The 16,381-nt window shown below is 69.9% G+C and carries 21 protein-coding genes; 15 read left to right on the top strand and 6 right to left on the bottom strand.

The window, feature by feature from the left end:
- Window positions 1–129 precede the first annotated feature (129 nt).
- The 4 genes from ACF09K_RS33985 to ACF09K_RS33970 all read right to left on the bottom strand — a co-directional run bounded on the left by ACF09K_RS33985 (window position 130) and on the right by ACF09K_RS33970 (window position 3,784).
- Window positions 130–1,500, bottom strand: a complete 1,371-nt coding sequence (locus ACF09K_RS33985) for an ATP-binding protein (protein ID WP_392249201.1) — start codon at window positions 1,498–1,500, stop codon at window positions 130–132.
- A gap of 35 nt (window positions 1,501–1,535) precedes the next feature.
- The gene (locus tag ACF09K_RS33980) at window positions 1,536–2,222 is read right to left on the bottom strand and encodes a hypothetical protein (RefSeq protein WP_392249200.1); all 687 of its coding nucleotides are present in this window, start codon (window positions 2,220–2,222) and stop codon (window positions 1,536–1,538) included.
- Window positions 2,222–2,536 (bottom strand): DUF6112 family protein, encoded by a 315-nt coding sequence (locus ACF09K_RS33975; protein WP_392249199.1) that lies wholly within the window; start codon window positions 2,534–2,536, stop codon window positions 2,222–2,224. Before ACF09K_RS33975 ends, ACF09K_RS33980 begins: the two co-directional genes overlap by 1 nt.
- 120 nt (window positions 2,537–2,656) lie before the next feature.
- Window positions 2,657–3,784, bottom strand: a complete 1,128-nt coding sequence (locus ACF09K_RS33970; RefSeq protein ID WP_392249198.1) for a C40 family peptidase — start codon at window positions 3,782–3,784, stop codon at window positions 2,657–2,659.
- A 470-nt stretch (window positions 3,785–4,254) separates the two neighbouring features.
- Here ACF09K_RS33970 and ACF09K_RS33965 point away from each other — a divergent pair, with 470 nt between their 5' ends.
- From ACF09K_RS33965 to ACF09K_RS33895, 15 genes are all read left to right on the top strand, one after another.
- Window positions 4,255–5,010 carry a DNA-methyltransferase gene (locus tag ACF09K_RS33965; RefSeq protein ID WP_392249197.1) on the top strand — a complete coding sequence of 252 codons (756 nt, stop codon included), beginning with the start codon at window positions 4,255–4,257 and terminating at the stop codon, window positions 5,008–5,010.
- Between the two features lie 245 nt (window positions 5,011–5,255).
- Window positions 5,256–5,807: a DUF4913 domain-containing protein gene (locus ACF09K_RS33960; RefSeq protein WP_359912260.1), complete on the top strand. Its 552-nt coding sequence runs from the start codon at window positions 5,256–5,258 to the stop codon at window positions 5,805–5,807.
- Complete coding sequence (locus tag ACF09K_RS33955; RefSeq protein WP_392249196.1) at window positions 5,804–6,289, top strand: hypothetical protein; 486 nt, start codon at window positions 5,804–5,806, stop codon at window positions 6,287–6,289. Before ACF09K_RS33960 ends, ACF09K_RS33955 begins: the two co-directional genes overlap by 4 nt.
- A 183-nt stretch (window positions 6,290–6,472) precedes the next feature.
- Entirely contained in the window at window positions 6,473–7,054 is a 582-nt protein-coding gene (locus tag ACF09K_RS33950) for a hypothetical protein (protein WP_392249195.1), read from the top strand.
- Window positions 7,055–7,203: 149 nt separating this feature from the next.
- Window positions 7,204–7,554: an SH3 domain-containing protein gene (locus ACF09K_RS33945; protein WP_392249194.1), complete on the top strand. Its 351-nt coding sequence runs from the start codon at window positions 7,204–7,206 to the stop codon at window positions 7,552–7,554.
- A gap of 91 nt (window positions 7,555–7,645) precedes the next feature.
- Window positions 7,646–8,128 (top strand): hypothetical protein, encoded by a 483-nt coding sequence (locus tag ACF09K_RS33940; RefSeq protein ID WP_392249193.1) that lies wholly within the window; start codon window positions 7,646–7,648, stop codon window positions 8,126–8,128.
- Window positions 8,125–8,580: a hypothetical protein gene (locus tag ACF09K_RS33935; protein WP_392249192.1), complete on the top strand. Its 456-nt coding sequence runs from the start codon at window positions 8,125–8,127 to the stop codon at window positions 8,578–8,580. Before ACF09K_RS33940 ends, ACF09K_RS33935 begins: the two co-directional genes overlap by 4 nt.
- Window positions 8,577–8,990: a hypothetical protein gene (locus tag ACF09K_RS33930; RefSeq protein ID WP_363087823.1), complete on the top strand. Its 414-nt coding sequence runs from the start codon at window positions 8,577–8,579 to the stop codon at window positions 8,988–8,990. The genes ACF09K_RS33935 and ACF09K_RS33930 overlap by 4 nt, the downstream gene beginning before the upstream one ends.
- Before the next feature lie 40 nt (window positions 8,991–9,030).
- Entirely contained in the window at window positions 9,031–9,876 is an 846-nt protein-coding gene (locus tag ACF09K_RS33925; protein WP_392249191.1) for a winged helix-turn-helix transcriptional regulator, read from the top strand.
- Entirely contained in the window at window positions 9,873–10,391 is a 519-nt protein-coding gene (locus ACF09K_RS33920) for a regulator (protein ID WP_392249190.1), read from the top strand. The genes ACF09K_RS33925 and ACF09K_RS33920 overlap by 4 nt, the downstream gene beginning before the upstream one ends.
- The gene (locus ACF09K_RS33915; RefSeq protein WP_392249189.1) at window positions 10,388–11,623 is read left to right on the top strand and encodes an MFS transporter; all 1,236 of its coding nucleotides are present in this window, start codon (window positions 10,388–10,390) and stop codon (window positions 11,621–11,623) included. The genes ACF09K_RS33920 and ACF09K_RS33915 overlap by 4 nt, the downstream gene beginning before the upstream one ends.
- A 31-nt stretch (window positions 11,624–11,654) precedes the next feature.
- Window positions 11,655–11,957: a hypothetical protein gene (locus ACF09K_RS33910; protein WP_392249188.1), complete on the top strand. Its 303-nt coding sequence runs from the start codon at window positions 11,655–11,657 to the stop codon at window positions 11,955–11,957.
- A 46-nt stretch (window positions 11,958–12,003) separates the two neighbouring features.
- Complete coding sequence (locus ACF09K_RS33905; protein WP_392249187.1) at window positions 12,004–13,227, top strand: acetyl-CoA carboxylase biotin carboxylase subunit family protein; 1,224 nt, start codon at window positions 12,004–12,006, stop codon at window positions 13,225–13,227.
- A gap of 142 nt (window positions 13,228–13,369) precedes the next feature.
- Window positions 13,370–13,858, top strand: a complete 489-nt coding sequence (locus ACF09K_RS33900) for a hypothetical protein (protein ID WP_392249186.1) — start codon at window positions 13,370–13,372, stop codon at window positions 13,856–13,858.
- A 78-nt stretch (window positions 13,859–13,936) separates the two neighbouring features.
- Window positions 13,937–14,977: a collagen binding domain-containing protein gene (locus tag ACF09K_RS33895; protein ID WP_392249185.1), complete on the top strand. Its 1,041-nt coding sequence runs from the start codon at window positions 13,937–13,939 to the stop codon at window positions 14,975–14,977.
- A gap of 404 nt (window positions 14,978–15,381) precedes the next feature.
- Here ACF09K_RS33895 and ACF09K_RS33890 read toward each other — a convergent pair whose 3' ends face one another.
- Together ACF09K_RS33890 and ACF09K_RS33885 are read right to left on the bottom strand one after the other, a co-directional pair.
- Entirely contained in the window at window positions 15,382–15,573 is a 192-nt protein-coding gene (locus tag ACF09K_RS33890) for a hypothetical protein (protein ID WP_392249184.1), read from the bottom strand.
- A gap of 49 nt (window positions 15,574–15,622) precedes the next feature.
- On the bottom strand, window positions 15,623–16,276 hold the full coding sequence (locus ACF09K_RS33885; protein WP_392249183.1) for a hypothetical protein: 654 nt from the start codon (window positions 16,274–16,276) through the stop codon (window positions 15,623–15,625).
- Between the last annotated feature and the right edge of the window lie 105 nt (window positions 16,277–16,381).

Raw genomic sequence — 16,381 nt, 5'->3', positions numbered from 1 at the left:
GGGGGGGCCCAATCCCCGGGGCCCGGGGCCGCCCAAAATATCTGTTTTTGGGGGGGGGGGGGGGGGGGGGGGGGCGGGGGGGGGGGGGGGGGGCCCCCCCCCCCCCGCCCCCGGTGTTCGGGCAGGGGGTCAGAGGCCGGCCGGAGGCGGCGGTGTGCTCGACCCGCTGGACGGGGCGTTCTGCGATCCGGAGGACGGGGGCGCGCCCTGGGGCGGTGGGGTGGTGGTCGGCGGCGTGGACTGCCACCCACCTCCCTGTCCGGAGGCGGCGTTCGTCCCGGCTCCACCCGGCCCGGGGCTGCCGCCCACCTGGCCGCTGGTGTCGTCGGACACGCTGGTCGGCGCGGGCTGGACGGCCTTCTCCAGTCCGGACTTGAGGGCGTCGCCACTGGGTGAGGCGCCTGTTCCGCCGCCCTGCGGGCCTTCCTTGCCTGCGTCGTCTCCGCCGGTCGGATTGGCCGCGATGTCGCCGGGGAAACCTCCGCCGGCATCGGGACCCTGCGGTGCGGCGCCCGCTCCGGCGGCTGCGCCACCGGTACCTGCGGTGGCTGCGGCTGCGGCGGCCTTGCGGGCGGCCTTCTCGGCGTGGGCCTTGGCGATCTGGGCTCCGGCGCCGCCGGCACGGTGGATGGACTCGCCATCGGTGCCGTCCGCCGCCCAGTGCACGAACTTGAACACGGCGTACGGGCACAGCAGCACCAGGACCATGATCACGATGCCGGACATGACGTCGGCCAGGGCGGCGATGCCGTCCTTGGCCTCGGTCTTGCCCATGGCGGCGATACCGAGGACGAAGATCACGGTCATCAGGAGCTTGGAGACGACGAGGGTGGCGGTGGCTTCGATCCAGCCCTTGCGCCAGCGCCGGGCGGCCTCCCAGCCGCCGCCGGCGGAGGCGAAGACGGCGAGGGTGACCATGACGAGGATGCCGACCTTGCGGACCATCATCACGCACCAGTAGAGGAACGCGCCGATGGCGGCGCAGAGTCCGGCGACGACGGGCACGAGCCAGCCCAGGCCGGAGAGCGCGCCGATCTGGTTGACCTTGACGATGCGGCGCACGGCCGTCTCGATGTTCAGGTTGGCGGTCTTGAACAGTCCGTCGCTGATGGCGTCGACGACTTCGATGGCGACGGTGGTCAGGGAGATGGCGCAGAAGGCGAACAGGACGCCTGACATGGTGCCGGTGAAGGCTTGGGTGAGGGCTTGGCCGTCGCGTCGGACGGCGGCCCGGACCAGCTGTGCGGAGAAGGTGGCGACCAGCAGGACCAGGCCCAGGGGCAGCAGCATCTCGTAGTTGTCGACGAACCACGAGGCGTTCAGGTCGACCTTGGTGGTGGTGTTGACCGCCTCGGCGGCGAGATCGGCTGCTGCGGCGGCCAGTTCGCCGGCGGACTTCGCCATCCAGTCGCCGATGGCCTTGCCGGGGTCGGTGGCGAAGTCGACCGCGCCGCCGACGGCGCACAGCTTGTCCGCCAGGGGGAAGTCACAGAAACCCACGGGGTTGCTCCTCCTTTCGTGTGGTTAGGCGCGGGTCACTGCGTGACGTTCGGGGCGAGGGCTGCCAGGGCGCAGTCCTGGTTCGGGCGGCACTGCACGGCGAGGGTCAGGGCCCGTTCCTCGGCTCCGCCGCCGCCCTTCTTCCAAGCGATCTGCTGCTTGCCGTTGACGGTGATGACGTAGATGTACGCCTCGGTGATCGCGGACGGATCGTCGGCGAGGGCCTGCTTGAACGCGGAGGGGTAGTGGCCCTCGGTGACGTGGGCGGTGGCGTGTTGGTCCTGGTCGGCCATCCGTGACCAGAGCACCGGGTCGGGGACCTGCCCGGAGACCGAGGTCCAGTCGGCGTACGTGGTCTCGGTGGTCATCCAGGTGTGCATGCCGGCGAGCTGCTGGTCGCGGCTGGTGTCGCGGGTGTCGTAGGACCACAGCATCTGGGCTGCTGCCTTGGCGTAGGCGACCGGTTCGGAGATCTGCGGCGGCTTGGGCACCGATCCTGACCCGGAGGAGGGCTCGGGGGCTGCCTCGGTCGCAGATGGGCTGCTGGTCGGAGCGGGGGCGGTGGTCGCTGGAGCCTGGTGGTCCTCCCCGCTGCCGGTCACGACGGCGACGACGCCGGCGAGGGCCAGCAGCGCGGCGACGACCACAGCGACGACGGCGATGCGCCGGTTCGCTGACCAGCCCGCACCGTAGGAGGAGAGGGAGGGGAGTCGGTTCTTCATCACTGGATCTGCGATCCGAGGTTGGAGAAGAAGGCGACGAGGCCGTTGGCGGCGCCCAGGCCCAGGGCGGCGCCCGCGGAAACCATGGCGCCCTTCTTGCCGTTGGCCTCGGCCTGGTGACCGCCGGTGTGGTGGCCCCAGGCCCACACACCGAGGGAGACGGCCAAGGCGCCGACGACGGCCACGATGCCGAAGAGGTTGATCGAGCTGACGACGGACTTCAGCACGCTCAGGCCGGGAAGGCCGCCGCCCTTGGGCGTGATGCCGGGGTCGTAGGCGAGCTGTATGACGCGGTCGGCGAGGGGGACATGCATAGGTGTGAGGAGGCTCCTTGCGTACGCGGGCCGAGCGAGGGCCGGTGAATGGGGAAGCGGAGGGGCGCGGAACGGGACCGCGAGGTGGCCTCGCCCGATCGGAGCGGGCGGGCGGCGGCGTCAGAGGACGCGGCGGGCGGCGAGGATCGTCCAGTCCTTGATCGGCGTGATCCGGACCGGCTTGGTGGTGCGCGGCGCCTCGATGACCAGGCCCTCGCCCATGTACATGCCGACGTGTTCCGGCCGTGCGGCGCTGCCGCGGCTGAAGATCAGGTCACCGGGCTGCAGCTTCGACGGTGAGACCGCCTTGCCTTCGCCGACCTGCGTGTACGTGGTGCGGGTGAGCTGGATGCCGGCGTGTGCGTATGCCTGCTGCATCAGCGAGCTGCAGTCGCAGCGGGCCATGGGGTCGGGGCCGTGGGCGTTGGTGCAGGAGCCGCCCCACTGGTAGAGCGTCCCGAGCTGCTGCATCGCCCAGGCGATGGCCTTGCGGGCCTTCGGGTCGGCGTCCTTGGGGATCGAGTAGCCCTTGGGGACGCTGCCCTCGGGGATGCGGCCGAACCCGGAACCGTCCTGACCCGGCGTGCAGCCGGTCGAGGTCGAGGGCTCCTTGTCCTGGTCCGCGTCCGCGCCCTCCTCGTCACTGCCGCCCGGGAAGGTCTTGACGATGGCGGACTGCAGTGCGGTGGCCAGGTCCTCCCACTGCGCATACGCGTCCGGCAGGCCGGATCGCTGGACGGCTTGGGCGGCTTGAGTAACGGTCATCTGCTGCCACCCGTTCACCTTGAGCAGGCGCTTGTAGAACTGCTCGGAGGCGTAGGTGGGGTCGCGGATCTGCTCGGCACTGCCCCAGCCCTGGGAGGGGCGCTGCTGGAAGAGGCCGAGACTGTCGCGGTCGCCGTAGTTCAGGTTGCGCAGCCGGCTCTCCTGCATCGCCGTGGCGAGCGCGATGATCTGCCCCTTCTTCGGGATGTCGAGGGAGAGGCCGGCGGCCACGATGGTCTGGGCGTTGGGGACCTGCTCAGCGGGCAGGTCCAGGCCCTTGATGTGCACGTCCTCACCGGAGGCGCCATCCAGGAGCTTGGAGACCTGGTCGGCGATCTCGCTGGAATCCAGGTCCGTCAGGCAGTTGCTGAGGGTGCCGTTGCTTTGCACAGCTTCGGCGGAGGAGGCCAGCATCATGCCGGTGCCGGCCAGGAGGATCGGGGAGAGGAAGACGACGCCGATGCCGGCGGCGAGGGCCTTCAACCCGAGCGGACCGCTCGCCGGCCAGCGATGTTGGGCAGGGGTGGGTAACGAGAAGTCATGCAGGTCCTTCGGTGGTGTCCGGCACACCGCGTACGCAGGGCGTGGTGGAAGGGCGCGGCGGGCAGGGGCGATCGGAGGCAGGGCCGGCGGGGCGAGCTGCCGCTCGCTTCGCGTGGCCCGGGTGGTGAGCTGGGTGGGGCGGGAGTAGCCAACGGCGGTGTGCGCCGGGCGGTTCAAAAACAGTAGGTGCGGATCGGCGGTTGACCAAAAAGTCAGCGCGGGGTGCCGGAATCCGACCCTTCGACGGGCACTTCTTGGTCGTCGGCTAATTCGGCCCTACAGTTTTTGGACTCCCCTCGCCCTCCTCGATCCGCGACCCTGGGCTTCTGCATGCCCGTATTCGGCCCGCGAGGACCTGTGCGAGGCGGCAGTCTCTTTCCGTGTTTCCGCACCCGAATTGGGGTTCCTCTTTGCCTTTTTCCTTCCACCAGGGCGACGCTCTGGCTGTCCTCACCGGCCTGCCGGACGGCTGCGTCGACTCCGTCATCACCGACCCGCCGTACAACTCCGGCGGGCGCACCGCGAAGGAACGCACGACCCGCTCCGCCAAGCAGAAGTACACCTCCGCCGATGCGAAGAATGAACTTCCCGATTTCACCGGCGAGAACATGGATCAGCGCAGCTACGGCTTCTGGCTGACGCAGATCATGACCGAAGCCCACCGCCTGACCAAGACCGGCGGGACGAGTCTGCTGTTCACCGACTGGCGCCAGCTACCGACCACGACGGACGCGATCCAGGCCGCCGGATGGCTGTGGCGCGGGGTGCTGGCCTGGCACAAGCCCGCCGCACGGCCCCAGAAGGGCCGCTTCACCCAGAACTGCGAGTTCATCGTCTGGGCCTCCAAGGGCCCGATCGACGGCTCACGCAACCCGGTCTACCTGCCGGGCCTGTACTCGGCATCGCAGCCCTCCGGTGCGAAGCGGCAGCACATCACGCAGAAGCCGGTGGAGGTGATGCGTGAGCTGGTCAAGATCAGCCCCGAGGGAGGCACCGTCCTCGACTTCTGTGCCGGCTCCGGATCCACCGGCGTGGCCGCCCTGCTGGAGGGCCGCGACTTCATCGGCGTCGAGAAGACCGAGCACTATGCGTCGATCGCTGCCGACCGGCTTACCGAGACGATCCGCGCCACCCTCACCCAGGACGACGTGGGCCTCACCGGATAGGCGGCTGCGGCGTACCCGATTCCGGAGGCGGCGCACGCCGTCGAATGCCGAACGGCTGTTGATGTGACCGGTACTTCGCCATCCGTGTGTACGCCGCTGCTTTCGCCCACCATCACTTCGCGTCTCGTAGGAGGCCGTACTCTTTCATGCCCGAATCCGTAGAACCCGCAGCAGGCGGGGAATTGGAGCCGGTCCGCGTCCCGGACCCTCATCTGGAGGGGATCGAGGCGAGCGTGCGGCGGCTCATGGAGCAGTCGGCGCAGCAGGCCCAGCAGCTGGACCATCTCGCCTCCGCTCCACCGCCGAGTGAATCCCCGTTCGCGGCGTTCGGCATGCCGGGCTTCGGTGGACCGGCTCCCGCCGCTCCGCCGGAGCCCCGGCCGATCCTGGAGCTGGACGGGGAGGAACGCGAAGACGAACTCGACGCCCTCAGCGACTGGGTGGACGACTTCTTCCTTCCCGTCTACGGAGCGGAGGTCACCACCGCGGCCCCCTGGTGCCTGCAGTGGCAGGAGCACGACGACGTCGTGGCCTGGCTCCACGCCCTCTGGCTCGCCTATCAGCAGCACAAGGACCCCGAATCGGGGCTGAGCGGCCTGTTCGTGTGGCACCGGGACTTCCTCACCCACGCGGTCGCTGCCATCCGCGCGCCGGGTGGCCCGCTGTCGGCGTGCATGACCTCTCCCGAGCGTCCTGCGCACCGCCTGCTGCCCGGCCCGCCGCCGTCCATACGCACCGAGGCGGCGTCCGCCGCCGAAGCCGTCGGTACCACCGAGCCGGACGAGCCGACGTCATGAGCGGGGGAGCAGGAGAGCCCGCCTTCGGCCTGAGCTTCGACCCTCGCGCGTTGACCGACCTCCTCCAGGCCCCCAGCCACATCCGCGACATCACCCTCGCCTACCTCCAGGAGGTCGTGAACGCGCAACGCTTCGGGCCGCGCTTGGACGGCGACCTGGAGGGGTACCGGAAGCTGTTCGTGGACGCGCGCAAGGACTGGCGCGTCGTCTACGGAGTCCGCCAGGCACCCGCGGACTCCGTGCACCACAAGGAGATCCACGTCGTGGCTCTCCGGCCGAGGGCAGGCAACGACGTCTACGACGAGGTCGGCCGCCGGCTGGGGATGACCCGCCGGCCGGTAAGCGCCCGTACCCACGCGGCACGCTCCCGCTCCCCCCAGTTGACGACCCGCGGGCCCGTACCCCGACCCGGCCCGGCCCCCGGCCCGCTGCCGGGTCTGCCTCGGCCTGCCCACTCGCCCGCCTCCCGGCACACTCGCTGACCCCGCGCGAAAGGCCCTCTTGTCGTCCAGCGAACCGGCGCCCGACCGAGCGTCCAGCCCTGAATCTGCCGCCTTCGAGGTGGATCACCTCAACGCCGACGAGGACGTCCTCCTCGACTTCTACCAGCAGGTCGGCGACGCCGACATGCTGGTGCCGCTCGCCAACACCACACGGCGAACGGCGTGCACAGCTACTTCGTCCTCTTCGACCGAACCGCCACCTTCGACCATCCCGGCACCGCGGCCTACCGTGCCGTGCACCTTCGACGGGACCTGGAGCAGCGCACGTTCGCCTTCGAGCACGATGTCCTGCCGCTGCCGGCCTTGGCGCAGTCCTGGCTCATCCACCGCGGATGCCGCCCCGATGCCGTCACTCTCAGCCCTGATCTCGGCCCCCCTGCGGCCGACGAGACGACCCGGTCGCTGGAGCGGCGCCTGGCCGGCGACGGCGACCACTACGCGATGGGCTACTCCTACACCCGCGACGATCCCGAGGACATGGTCACCATTGTCGTGCTGCGGGCCCTGGACGAGCATGCCCCCAGCCCCTTTCGCGTGGTGGTCGAAGAGGTCGACAGCAACGCATGGACCTACACGCTGCGCGAGGGCGGATTCTCCTCTGTCGGTGAAGCCCTGCAATGGGGCGAAGACCGCCTCGCTGGAAATGCCGGCCCCCTGCCGCCCGTCCGCCGGTCAACCACGCCCGCACGTGCGTCTGCTGTACCGAAGGCTCCGCCTGTACGCGCACCCGGACGCCTCTTCTGACGTCGGCAATTGGCAACGGCGGGCGCAACATAGCCGACGATCGCCGGTTAGCCAAACCGGCGATTCTCCGGATTCTTGATGCAGCCACCGGGACAACCGGCAGCGCCCTTTCACACAACCCCCGTTTTCCTCAAAGAGGTTCCTTCCGCATGCGCTCCACCCGAATCGCCGTGTCGGCCGCTCTGCTCGGCACGCTGGCCCTGCCGGCGCTATCCGCCACCAGCGCGAGTGCGGCCGTACCCACGGCGGCGACCGCCGCCCCCGCGGTCAGTTGCCAGAACCTGCCGCCGCTGCCGTACGAGGTGCACGCCAGCGCTGTGACCATTCGGTCCAAGGCGAGTTCCTCGTCCACCGCCCTGGGCGTGCTCTACAAGAGCCACAAGTTCAGCGTTTCCAAGAAGAGCGGCAACTGGCTCTACATCACTGACAAAACCACCGGCGTCAAGGGCTGGGTCTCCGGCACGTACGTCTACCGCGACGTCCGAATGTGCCTCGACTGACAGGCTCATCAGTTCCCGTACGCCCAAGTCGCCGGGGCCCGCAATTCCTCGCCCGGTCCTACGCCCGTCCTCTCCAGAATGGGAGCTTCCCTTGCCCGAGCGCATATCCGATGACGCTGAAGATGTCGTGGGCGTGCTCACTGAACGGATCGAAACGCGTTTCGGTATGGGTCTGGACCAGCTGAAGGCCGCAGTCGCCGCCGCGCCGACCGCCAATCCGGATGCCACCGATGTCGTCAAGTGGCACGGTCTTCTCGTCGAGGCCCAGTCGGTGCTCGACCGAACGGAGGACGACCTCCTCGCCGCGCTCCAGACCCAGCCCAGCGAGGTCGACGACCCGACGATGGACCTTGCCCATCGGGTGAACGCTGCCGTCACGACTCGCGACGGCCGGGCCATGGTCGTGAAGTGGTTCCTCGATCCCGATGCGCCAGGGAGGAGGGATCTGGCCGCCGAACGGCTGGCCCGCCTGCGGCCCCGAACAGGGCCGGCGGTGCAGACCAGCGCTCCCCACCAACCCAGTGGAGTGCCCGCTCCCGCCTCGGCGGTGCGAGCGGGGAGGCCGGGCCGATGAGTCCGGCCAAGGCCAGCACCATGGACATCGACCTCCAGCAGGTCTTCGGGAGCCCGGTGCCCGAACTGCACGAGGCCGCTGTCGCGCGCGACGCCTCTCCCGTCCTCACCCGCGCCCTGGAACTGCGCTCCTTCCTGGCGCTGACCGAGGAGCAGGTCGCCCATGTCCGTGACCGCGTGCACGCGGACATGAACCCCGACCGCGATATGGGCGAGTTGTCGGCGGACAAGCTCCGCTTCGACGCGCAGTGGCTGGAGGCCGCGCTGGAGGCCCGCGACGGCTACCGCGCCGCCCTCGGTGACCTGCTGCGCACCATGCCCCCGCCCGGCCAGCCGGCCCGGCCCGTGCGCACGACACAGCCCCGGGCCACCGTGACCCTGCCCACCTCGGCCGCCCCCGCACCGCCGCGTGCCGGGGTGGCCCGGGGCCCCCGATCCGGAAAGCCTGCTTGACCCACCTCACGTCCACCGAGATCGCCGGACGGATCGAGGACCTGTACGGCGCCCCGCTCGCCGATCTCCGAGCCCACGCCCAGGACCAGCCGCCCGGCATGCTCTGCGCCCTCCTCGGCATGCACGAGCACCTCGCCGGCGCCGAACGCAGCATCGCCTTCCACCGCGAGCACCTCACCCGGCTTCTCCATCCCGAGCGGCCAATCGACCGGCACGAGGTCTCCCACCTCCTGGACGGTGCGCGCCGGCTCGCCGAAGCCGTTGCCGTCCGCGACGTCCAGGCCACGTCGGTGACTGCCGTCCTGCGCAGCCTCGCCCCCATCCCAGCCCCGGCGCCGCCTCCGCCGCCTGCCGCGGCCCCTGCAACCGCTCCACCCTGTGCGGCGCCGAGCGCGGCACACAGCCGCTGACCCGGCGGCGCATTCCCTTACTGACCCAGGAGTTCTTGTCTTGGCCATCACCGCCCTGCCCCCTGACACCGCGACCGACATCGCCCGGGTCACCGAAGCCCTCGGCATGATCACCCCGCGGTGGAACGTGCGGATCCTGCTGGCACTCTCCGCTCGCCCCATGAGGTACAGCGATCTGGCTGCCAAGGTGTCCTGGCTCCACGACGGGCAGCTCCACCCCAAGGTGAAGGCGCTGTGCGACGCCGGCTTGGTGGCGCGCACCGAGCACAGCGCGCGACACGTGACCTACGGGAACACCGAGCGCGGCACTGCCCTGCTGCCGGTCCTGCCGGTGATCGTCACCTGGGCCGAGGAGCACCTGGAGAAGGCGGATCACCCGCTGATGGCGATCGAACACATCGAGGACAGCCTCACACTCCTCACCCGACGCCACGCCGCCGCGATCCTGTGGGTGCTCAAGACCCATCAGGAGGTCAGCGGGCGCACCCTGGCCCGGCTCGTGATGCCCAACAGCGACTGGACCAACATCTACCCGCCGCTGCGGCAGCTCGTTGACGACGCCTTGGTCAACACCGAGGGCAAGGGCCGGCCCTACCGGTTGTCCGCGTCCGGCGACGGGCTGGGCCCCGTCTTCAGCGCCTTGTCCGCGTGGGCCGCCGGACAGCCCCTCCACGAGGCGGCGTCCCACCCGGTCTGGGGTTCCCCGAACGCCGGACCGGCGTCCAAGCCATGGGTCAGCAGCCTGTCCCGGACGGCTCCCAAAACACTCCTCCCGACGCGGGCACCGGAGGTGGCTCCGGCCGCCTGGCAGAGTCGCGAACTCTTCTCCCATGCCACGACCACCGGCCCGAAGGCGGCCCTCCCGGCAGGGGGGCCGCGCCGATGACTGCCTCCTTCACCACAGCTGAGATACGCACCGCGGTCGAGGTACTGGCATCGCGCCCCTTGATCCGCCTGATCACCGAGATCGACGGCAACGGAGCGATACCGCCCAGGCGGCTGGCCACCACCCTCCCCGACCTCTCCACCCATCACCTGCGGATCGCAACCGAGACGGCCCGCAACCAAGGTCTTGTCCGCACCGCGCCGGGCGCCGGCCTCGAACTCACCCACCGCGGCCAGGAGCTGGCCGACGTCTACGACGCGGCAGCGCGCTGGTCCCGCCGCCACACCTCACCGGCGGAGGTCTGCGAGTTCACCCACCGCGTCCGTCACGTCCTGGGACTGCTAGCACTCCAGATCTCCAGCGAGAGCGCACAGGATCCGGCACGCCCCTCCGCCGCGAGTTGGGCCGGCACCGACCCCGAGACCGACCCGGCCCACGTTCGGGTTCTCCTGCTCCAGTTGCTGGCCGAAAACCCGCAGCTCACCTGCTTGTCAACGTACGAGCCGGTCGCGTGAGCCACGTCGCAGACTCCCGGGACCTGCGCCTCGCCGATTCGCTGCTGCGCACCATCTACCTGCCGCGCACGGCCGACGCCCTCGCTTTCGCGATGTGCACCTACGGCATCCCGCTGCTCGTTCTGGCCACCACGAACTCGGCCGCGCTGACGGGGGCCGCGTTCGCCCTGGAGTGGATGCCGCGGCTGGCGGCCTTCGGATGGGCAGGATCGATCGTCGACAGGCGAGGGGCGGCCGTCGTGTTCCACCTCGCCTCCCTGGGGCGGGCGGTGGCCCTCGCCGCCGGCGCGACCCTGCTGTGGCTGCACCCCTCGGGGGCCGTGGCGAGCGTCACCGTGATGGCGCTGGCGGCGACAACCGGCGTGCTCACCGAGTTCAGTTACATCGCGGCCGAGACCGCCGGCGCTGCCGCGGGCCGCCGGGCGGGAGCTCGAGCCCACCGGGTCCAAGCGGTACTGATCGGCATCGACCAGACAGCCACCCTGGCCGGCCCGGCCCTCGCCGGGGTGCTCCTGCTGGCCGGACCGCCCCCCATGCTCGCGGTGATCACCGCGCTCTCGCTGCTCGCCGCGCTGCTCGCCCTGCGCACCCCACCCTCGCCCACGGCCTCGGAGCACCGCCGCAAGGGGCGGCCGGGCGCGGGGCTCCTCACAGGGTGGCGCACCATCCGCTCGCTGCCAGCGCTCGGCTGGCTGGTCACCGGTCTGACCGTGTCCAACCTGGCCATCGGCATTCTGCAGGCAGCCGGTCCGGTGATCGTCGTCAAGCACTTCGGCCAGTCCACCACTGCCGTCGGCCTGGTGTGGTCCGCTGCCGCAGCGGCCACGCTCCTGGCCGTCACCATCTGCCGGTTCGCGCTGGACCGCCTGGGCCTGTGGCCCGTCGGCGCCGTCTGCGCCGTCCTCGCCTCGTTGGCCTGTCTCGCCGCCGCCCAGGCCCCCGACTACCTGTCCTACCTGGTGCTGGTCGCGATCCTCATGGCCGCCGACGGCGGCCTGGCGGTCGTCCTGCGCACCCTGCGGTCCCACCTCATCCCCCCGGAGAAGTTCGGCAGCACGCTGTCCGCAACCATCCTCATCCTCCTCCTGCCCTTCCCCGTCGCCGGCCTGCTCACCGCCCTCACACCCCCCGACGCTCTGGGCCACGTCATCACCGTCTGCGCCGTCCTGCAGGCCCTCGGCCTGCTCTGCGCCTTCGCCCGCCTGCGCCGCGACCCCGCCCTTCGCCCCTGACCCTGCTGCGCCCCAGTCTGTGGAGAACGTCATGCCTATCGCCGTTTGCGGGTCGCACCGCACGACCGGGCACACCATCACCGAGCAGTTCCACGCCTTCGATGCGCGCAACCCGCACGTCCACTACGCGCTCGAACGTACGGCCGCTCTCCGTCTGGCGGCCGGTGCCACCCGCATCGGCATGAAAGACCTCTTCGAGGACCTCCGACGCGAACTCCTCCGCAGCGTTGCCGGATTGAACAACAACTTCACCGCGCTGTATGCCCGGAAGCTGATCGACGGCCATCCCCGTTGGGCTGGTGCGTTCGAGCTGCGTCGCCGCCGCGCGGCCTGAGAGCCCTCCTCCTGATCCTGCCCTTACCGATAAGGAGACCATCTTCTTGTCTGACCGCCCCGTCGTGCTCGTCGTCGCTCCCGGAGACGCGAATTACCGCGGCTACTGCCTTGAGCAAGTCGCCGACACCTACGACGTCGTGCTGCTCACTGCCGCCCAACCCTCCTGGGAAGAGGCGCACATCATCGACCACGTCGTCGCGGACCTCGACGATCCCGCCGCCCTGCAGGCAGGAGGCCGGGCCCTGGCCGCACGCCACGACCTGGCCGGAGTCATGACCTGGGACGAGTGGTGCCTCGTCCCGACCGCCCGTCTCGCCCGCGCCCTCGGACTGCCCGCCAACTCCGTCGAGGTGACACGTGCGTGCCGCAACAAGGCCACCGCACGCTCCCTGTTCGCCCGTCACGGTGTACCGTCCGCCGTTTCGTTGAGCGTGCGCAGCCTGCCAGAAGCCCAGGCCGCTGCCGCCCAGATCGGCTACCCGGTCGTCCTCAAGCCCGCTGCCCACGCCGGCGCCATGGGCGTACAGCGCGTGGACACCCCGGATCAGCTCGCCGCCGCACATCATGTCGCGCAGCTGACGGCCGGGCCGGCAGCAGAGAACAACCAGGTGCTCGTCGAGGAGTTCCTCGACGGTCCCGAGATCAGCGTCGAGTGCGTCACCTACCGCGGAACGACCACGGTGGTCGCGGTCAACCGCAAGACCATCAGCCCGCCGCCCCACTTCGAACAGCTCGCGCACCGTGTCGACGCTGCCGATCCACTCCTCGGCATCGTCACGCCCGCCGCGCGGGCCGCCATCCGAGCACTGAGGATCACCAACGGCGTCAGCCACATCGAGATGCGTCTCGTCGACGGCCGACCGCGTCTGATCGAGGTCAACGGCCGACTCGCCGGCGACATGATCGGCCACCTCGTCCGCCTCACCACCGGAATCGACCTGCCGCGCGCTGCCGCCGACCTGGCCTGCGGTCAAGCCCCCGACCTCACGGCCAGCCGCGTCGGTGCCGCTGCCATCGGGATGATCTACCCCCACACTTCCGGCACCCTCACCCACCTCGGCTACACAGGCACTCGCCCGCCGTGGCTGGACCGGCTGTGCTTCCAGCACCGTCCCGGAGACCGCCTCCTGCTCCCGCAGGACGGTGGCACCCTGTTCACCGCCCGCGCCGGGTTCTACATCGTGACCGGCAGCACCCCCGCCCAGGTCAACGAACGCCTCAGCGTCGTCGCGGATGAGATCACCGTCGCCGTGAAGGCGGACCGATGAGCCCGCAGCCCGCTACGCAGTACGACCTCGCTCGCCGTCCGACCGCGGTGCCGGCGGCCAGCGTCCCGCGCTGGAGCACCACCAGCCGACCCGCCCTGCCCGGCCCCCGCCGCTGACACGGCCCCACCCGCCGGAGTCCACCATGTCCCTCCAGGCTCCCGAGTTCTTCGCCGAGCTCTGCCTTCCCTTCGCCGACCACGCCGTTGTCGGCAACACCTATTACGCCGCCCCGACCCCGGGGAGCCCCCTGCGGCTGCGCATCGACTTCAAGGGCGCTCTCTACGCCAGCACCTACGGCGGCCTGCGCCTGGCGGTCCTCCACCCCGACCGCGGCGAGATCGACGCCGTCGCCCTCAGCTTTCTCGACCACGGCACCTTTCACCGCCGCGACGAAGCCCACGGCACCCGGCCAGGCACCTCGCGGTACGCCACCTTCGACGGGCACCACCAACCCGGACGCCCTCCCTGGGACGGCGCCGTCACCACCGGGCTGCGCGACGCCATCGAGCAGTACACCGCCGTCTGGTTCCCCGGCGCCCGGACCGCGAACAAGCCCCGCCGCACTACGGGCCGCACCGCGCAGCCCGCTCCGGCCGAGCCGGTTGCCCGCAACGGCTCGCGCAACCGCTGAGCCCTGCTCCTGTCCGCCTCGATGCCCTGGCCACATCCGACGAACGCCCTCATTCCCGCCCCTAGGAGCCTCTTCCTCGTGCACGCACGCCTCATCCGATCCGCTGCTGCTGTCGCCGTCGCGGCGGCCGGCACCCTGACCTGGGCACCGGCCGCCAGCGCCGAGCCCTCCGATCCGACCCCCTCGGCCTCCGCCACTCCCACCGAGACCCCGGCTCCGGACGTGGGAAGCATCGAGATCACCGCGAAGGACGCGGCCGGAGACGCCCTTCTCGACGCCACGTTCCTGCTGCTCGACTCCGCCGGCCAGGAAGCCGGACGCGGACAGACTGACGCTCAGGGGAAGGCGACCTTCTCCGACCTCGCACCGGGGGTCTACCGGCTCAAGCAGACGACGACCGGCAGCCCGCTCCACGAGGTCGTCGCCGACCAGGACGTCATCGTCACCCCGGGCGCGACCACCCGGCTGACGATCACCGACCCGTTCAAGGCCGCCAAGGTCCTCCTGCAGGCCAAGAACGACAAGACCGGCAAGCTCCTGCCCGGCGCGACCGTGAACATTGGCACCGGCACCTCCACGCTGCTCACCCTGACCACGGGCGCCCAGGGCACCGCCTCCGGTGAGCTGCCCGTGTCGAGCCGAAGCACGAAGTTCTGGGTCAAGGAGATCAAGGCGCCCGCCGGTTACGACCTCTACAAGCCGACGAAGACGTTCACCGCGGGCCCCGGCGCCCCGGTCACCGTGACCGTCACCAACACCAAAACCCGCACCGACCCGAAGCCAGACCCCTCAGACAAGCCGACGCACAAGCCCACCCCTTCCCCGTCCAGCCCCGGCAAGCCGAGCAGCGGCAACGGAGGGACGGCCCCCTCGGCCGCGGACAGGCCCACGCCTGACGCCGACTCTTCACCTGACGCCGACCCTTCGTCCGTGGCCGCGGCCCCGGTCAAGAACTCCACGCCGAAGGCGCCGACGGGCTCCCTCGCCCACACAGGAGCTGACGCCACCCCGTGGCTGATCGGCGGCGCGACGGCACTGATCGCAGCCGGTGGAGGCGCTCTCCTCCTGGCACGCCGCAGCCGCACCGGTAGCCACGCCGACGACTCCATCGAGAGCTGACACCTCTCCCCACTCCACAACTTCGAGCCCCCGGATTCCACTGACTGGAATCCGGGGGCTTCGTCTGTAAATGCGGCACATTCTGCGGGCCGATGCTTCACGGCACAGGCCCAGGCCGAGGGGTGTAGGTTCTCGCGGTTCGTGTCATACGACGCTGCTATACCTCGGGCTCGTCAGGTGTCTCAAGCCATGTCTGAGGCGGTCAGTCTCATGGTCGTGTCGGAATCCTCTCCATCTCCGACGCGGCCACACGGCTCATCACCGTCTGTAGTGCAACGCCGTGGATCAGGTGGATCCCTTCCGACGGCGTGTTGCCGTCGGAAGGGAGGAGTGCAGGAGTTTATCGGTGTGGGCTGGACGGTCTGCCTGCTACAGAGCCGAGTGGTGGTCCCCTGTGGTGTCGCTCAGCGATCACCGTCCTCGCTGTCGTGGCCACTCGGAGGGGGCCGCCTCCGAAGAAGATCACGGAGCCGCTGGAAGACGCCAATCCACGTCGTGAAGAACCGCTCGACGTCGCTGGCCAGTTTTTCGCCCATCACGAGCACAAGACTGATGAGCCCAACCACCGCCAACACCAACAAGGTGAGGCCGTCCACTGGTGTACCTCTCGAAACTAGGGGCGTCAGCCGCCCGTAGCCGAACAGCTCAGGGGGCAAGCACGCACATGTGGGAAAGAACCGGCAGATCAGCCGGTCCTCCAGGTGCCCGCGGTACCCGAGGCGTAGAGAGGCCGATCACCCCGCATGGTGAGGACTCGTGTGGTGGTGCGTGAGAACCCAACTCATAGCGACCTGAGGAAAGATGTTCTGAGAGCAGGCTTACTGCGACGAGCCAAAACAGCGAGACGACCTCGCTGGCCGCCGCCAACTCGTCGGGAGCTGGCACGGGGCCGGCTCCCCAGATCGTCGTCGAACAACTTAGTGGCGTTGTGATCGACGGAAGCCGGGTGTCCTTCTCGGCGGAAGAGAGAAGACGCCGGGCGAGATCAGCAGTTGCCCGCTGATCCTGCGCCTCGTCAAGAATCGCCTTCGCGTCCCTGAGGACCAGGGCGCCGCGCAGCAGCGCGCCCAACACTTGGGACTTTCCTGACCCAGCTTGGAACTCCACGATCCCGTGGCGGATGAGCTTGCCATGCAGCTGAATTGCGGCGAGCTGCAAGTTTTTCAACGTGGCACGGGGGCTCGCCCCCGGTGTGGGCCCCAACTGAACTAGCAGATCGACATCAGCAAGAGGCTTGATAGGTGTCGCGCGCGCGTACGACCCACGGACGTGAGGCGTGGCGTCTGCGGCATCGGACATAGCGCGCAGTCTAAGGGCTGTCCCGCAAGTGATCTCAGATGTGCTCCTCAGCAGTCGTCGTCATAGATCCACTATCCGGTCAAGGCGAGGTTGTGGAGCCGGGCG

This window comes from Streptomyces sp. NPDC014882, from assembly GCF_043081325.1.
GTDB lineage: Bacteria > Actinomycetota > Actinomycetes > Streptomycetales > Streptomycetaceae > Streptomyces.
This window is presented reverse-complemented; position numbering and strand designations above follow the sequence as displayed.

Excerpts from the sequence above, each read along its gene's own strand:
- ACF09K_RS33980 (WP_392249200.1), bottom strand. The coding sequence starts at position 2,222 with ATGAAGAACCGACTCCCCTCCCTCTCCTCCTACGGTGCGGGCTGGTCA.
- ACF09K_RS33910 (WP_392249188.1), top strand. The coding sequence starts at position 11,655 with ATGCCTATCGCCGTTTGCGGGTCGCACCGCACGACCGGGCACACCATC.
- ACF09K_RS33900 (WP_392249186.1), top strand. The coding sequence starts at position 13,370 with ATGTCCCTCCAGGCTCCCGAGTTCTTCGCCGAGCTCTGCCTTCCCTTC.
- ACF09K_RS33960 (WP_359912260.1), top strand. The coding sequence starts at position 5,256 with ATGGAGCAGTCGGCGCAGCAGGCCCAGCAGCTGGACCATCTCGCCTCC.
- ACF09K_RS33955 (WP_392249196.1), top strand. The coding sequence starts at position 5,804 with ATGAGCGGGGGAGCAGGAGAGCCCGCCTTCGGCCTGAGCTTCGACCCT.
- ACF09K_RS33935 (WP_392249192.1), top strand. The coding sequence starts at position 8,125 with ATGAGTCCGGCCAAGGCCAGCACCATGGACATCGACCTCCAGCAGGTC.
- ACF09K_RS33885 (WP_392249183.1), bottom strand. The coding sequence starts at position 16,276 with ATGTCCGATGCCGCAGACGCCACGCCTCACGTCCGTGGGTCGTACGCG.
- ACF09K_RS33945 (WP_392249194.1), top strand. The coding sequence starts at position 7,204 with ATGCGCTCCACCCGAATCGCCGTGTCGGCCGCTCTGCTCGGCACGCTG.
- ACF09K_RS33975 (WP_392249199.1), bottom strand. The coding sequence starts at position 2,536 with ATGCATGTCCCCCTCGCCGACCGCGTCATACAGCTCGCCTACGACCCC.
- ACF09K_RS33920 (WP_392249190.1), top strand. The coding sequence starts at position 9,873 with ATGACTGCCTCCTTCACCACAGCTGAGATACGCACCGCGGTCGAGGTA.